Below are 3,455 nucleotides of genomic sequence, written 5' to 3'. Positions count from 1 at the left end.
CGGGCTCGGCACGGGCAGCCCGGCGGGCGACGACGACCCGTCCCGGATCGGCACCTGCGGCAGCGGGATCAGCGGCAACGCCCCGTGGAACTGCCCCTCGGTCGCCGGTTCGCGGCCCTCCAGCCAGGGGTCGCGGTAGGCGTCCACCGCGGTCTGCATCCGCTCCTCCAGCCCGGCGACGACCCCGTCCCGGTCCTCGACCAGCAGCGCGCGGAGCTCCTCGACGCCCACGCGGGGCACGAAGTCGTACGTCCGCTCCAGCCAGCGCCCGTTCTCCCGGTAGTACTGCATGAAGACCCCGGTGAGCCGCAACGCCTCGTCCCGCCCGTCGACCGTGGCCAGCAGGTCGCCCTGTCGGATCGACGCGCCCGCCGCGCCGCCGACGAGGACGTCCCACCGGTCGTCTCCCACCGCGACGATCCCGATGTCCTTGCACAGCGCCTCGGAGCAGTTCCGCGGGCAGCCCGCCACCGCCAGCTTGAGCTTCGCCGGGCTCTCCAGGCCCTTGAACCGCTCCTCCATGTCGATCCCGAGCTGGGTGGAGTCGCCGAGCCCGTACCGGCAGAAGTCCGTGCCCACGCAGGTCTTCACGGTGCGCATCGACTTGCCGTAGGCGTACCCCGACGGCATGTCGAGGCTCTCCCACACCGCGGGCAGGTCCTCCTTCTTGACGCCGAGGAGGTCGATCCGCTGCCCGCCCGTCACCTTGATCATCGGGATGCCGAAGCGGTCCGCGGTGTCGGCGATCCGGCGCAGCTCGTCCGCCGTCGTGACGCCGCCGGACATCCGCGGGACCACGGAGAACGTGCCGTCCCGCTGGATGTTCGCGTGCACGCGGTCGTTGATGTACTTGGCGTCCCGCTCGTCGACGTACTCGCCCGCCCAGATCACCTTGAGCAGGGAGGCCAGCGCCATCTTGGACCCGGCGTCCTCCCCGGCGGGGGCCAGCGCGGCGAAGACCGACGACACCGAGCGGAGGCCCTGTGCGCGGATCGCCTCGGTCAGCGCGGGCTTGTCCAGCGGGATCGCGGGCACGTACCAGGAGGCGGAGTCGTCGACCGTCAGCGAGCCGCCGCCCTCCGACACCGCCCACTCCACGATCTGCGCGACCAGCGACTTGCAGGACCCGCAGCCCTTGCCCGCCCGGGTCGCGGCCATCACCCCGCCGACCGACGACTCGCCCGCCGCCACGGCCCCGCAGAGGTCGCCCTTGGACACGCCGTTGCAGTTGCAGACCTGCACCGAGTCGTCCATCTCGGCGGCGCCCTCGGCCTCGGTCGGCCCGGCCAGGCTGAACAGCAGCTCCACCCGCTCCTCGGGCAGCGGGAGGCCGCGGTCGAAGCTCTGGGTCAGGAAGGCGACCTTGTCCGTCTCGCCCAGCAGGGTCGCCCCCACCAGCCGACCGTCCCGGATGACCACGGACTTGTAGACGCCGCGGCGCGGCTCGGAGAACCGGACGAACTCGTCGTCGGGCCGCTCCGGGTTCTTGATCCCCATCTGCGCGACGTCGACGCCCGCCACCTTGAGCTTCGTCGCGTTCCGCGAGCCGTGGTAGGCGGCCTTGGGGTCCGCGCCGGTGAGGATGTCCGCGAGCACGCCCGCCTGCTCCCAGAGCGGCGCGACCAGGCCGTAGACCTCGCCGCGGTGCTGGCAACACTCGCCGACCACGAAGATGTCCGGGTCGTCCACGGAGCGCATCTGGTCGTCGACCACGATCGCCCGCTCCACGGTCAGCCCGGAGACGACGCCGAGGCCCACGTTGGGCCGGATGCCGGCGGTCACCACGACCATGTCCGTCTCGATCGTGGACCCGTCCTTGAGCACCACCCCCGCGACGGACCCGGTGGACCGGATCGCCGCAGGCCGCTGCCCGGTGTGGATGTGGAGGCCGACCTCGTTCTCCAGGACCCGGCGCAGGATCGCGCCCGCCTCCTCGTCGAGCTGCTGGCTCATCAGGACGGGGCCGCCCTGCACGACGTGCACGTCGAGCCCGTACTGCTTGAGCCCGTAGGCCGCCTCCAGCCCGAGCAGGCCGCCGCCGATCACGACCGCGGTCCGGTGGTCCCGGGCGTAGTCGATCATGGCGGTGGTGTCGTCGAGGGTCCGGAAGCCGAAGACGCCGGGGGTGAGGGTCCGGTCGTCCACCCACATGCCGTCCATGGGCGGGAAGAAGGTGCGGCTGCCCGTCGCGATGACCAGCTTGTCGTAGGCGAGGGTCTGCCCGTCGTCGGCGAAGACCTTGCGCGCGAACCGGTCGATCCGCACGACCCGGACGCCCGCGTTGAGCGTGATGGCGTTGTCGCGGTACCAGTCCATCGGGTTGAGGTAGATCTCGTCGGCGTCCTCGCCCGCCAGCACGTGGCTGAGCATGATCCGGTTGTAGTTGCCGTAGGGCTCGTCGCCGAACATCGTGATGTCGAAGCGCTCGGCACCACCGCGGGCGAGGATCTCCTCGACCGCACGGGCGCCCGCCATCCCGTTGCCGACGACGACGAGGTGCTCCTTCTCCGCCATCCTCAGACCTCCACCAGACCGAGGTCGACGACGACGGTGCCCGCGAGCCCCTCGCGCGCGGCGACGTGCAGCTCGAGGACGGTGTCCTCCTCGATGTCCTCGACCACCGCGAGCTGGACGTGGGTGCTCGCCCGGGCCCCGATCGGGAAGTAGCGCATCGGCGCGCCGTCTCGCACCAGCACCACCGTGACCAGCTCGTCGGTGGTGTTGCCGCCGCGGAAGTACAGCGGCTGGGAGACGACGCCCGCGGGCACGGTGTAGCTCAGGGCGTCCGCGAGCAGCACGGGCTTGTCGATCCCCGCGCCTTCGAAGGCGAAGATGCCCTGCAGGAAGGTGGGCTTGCTGATCATCCGGTGCTCTCCTCGTGGTGGTGGGCGGGGACCAGGTCCCCCGAGGCCCGCGCGACGGCGACCGCGCAGGCCTTGAACTCGGGCATCCGGGAGGTCGCGTCGAGCCGGTCGCTGGTCAGCGCGTTGACCCCGGGCCAGTGGAAGGGCACGAACACGGTGTCCGCGCGGATGGTGTCGGTGACCCGGATCCGCAGCTCCGCCGAGCCGCGCCGGGTGGTCAGCCGGACCGGCGCGCCGTCGGTGAGGCCCAGCAGCCGGGCGAGCCCGGGATGGACCTCGGCGTAGGGCTCGGGCTCCGCGGCGGCGAGCGTCGGGCTGCGCCGGGTCTGGCTGCCGGACTGGTAGTGCGTGCGGGACCGGCCGGTGGTGAGCACGAACGGGAACTCGTGGTCGGTCCGCTCGGTCACCCCGCGCGGGCCGACGGGGACGAAGCGGGCCAGCCCGTCCGGGTGCGCGAACCGCTCCGCGAACAGCCGCGGCGTGCCCGGGTGGTCCTCCGCGGGGCACGGCCAGAAGAGCTCCTCGCCCGCGTCGAGCCGCTCCCAGGAGATCCCCGCGTAGTCGGCGAGCCCGCCCGCCGAGGCGCGCCGC

3 protein-coding genes are annotated in these 3,455 nt (G+C 72.4%); all 3 read right to left on the bottom strand.

What is annotated here, in order from left to right:
• Positions 1-2,514: nitrite reductase large subunit NirB (nirB, locus tag H5J29_RS25740; protein ID WP_181783603.1), on the bottom strand; the 2,514-nt coding region annotated here is incomplete at its 3' end.
• A 2-nt stretch (positions 2,515-2,516) separates the two neighbouring features.
• Entirely contained in the window at positions 2,517-2,864 is a 348-nt protein-coding gene (locus H5J29_RS25735) for a molybdopterin oxidoreductase (RefSeq protein ID WP_181783602.1), read from the bottom strand.
• A partial coding sequence (locus H5J29_RS25730) for a molybdopterin oxidoreductase family protein (RefSeq protein WP_220187934.1) occupies positions 2,861-3,455 on the bottom strand: 595 nt, incomplete at its 5' end. The genes H5J29_RS25730 and H5J29_RS25735, both read right to left, overlap by 4 nt.

The sequence above is a fragment of the Pseudonocardia pini genome, from assembly GCF_013870575.1.
GTDB classification, from domain to species: domain Bacteria; phylum Actinomycetota; class Actinomycetes; order Mycobacteriales; family Pseudonocardiaceae; genus Pseudonocardia; species Pseudonocardia pini.
The sequence above is the reverse complement of the archived record's forward strand: the minus strand, read 5'-3'. Positions and strand labels throughout refer to the sequence as shown.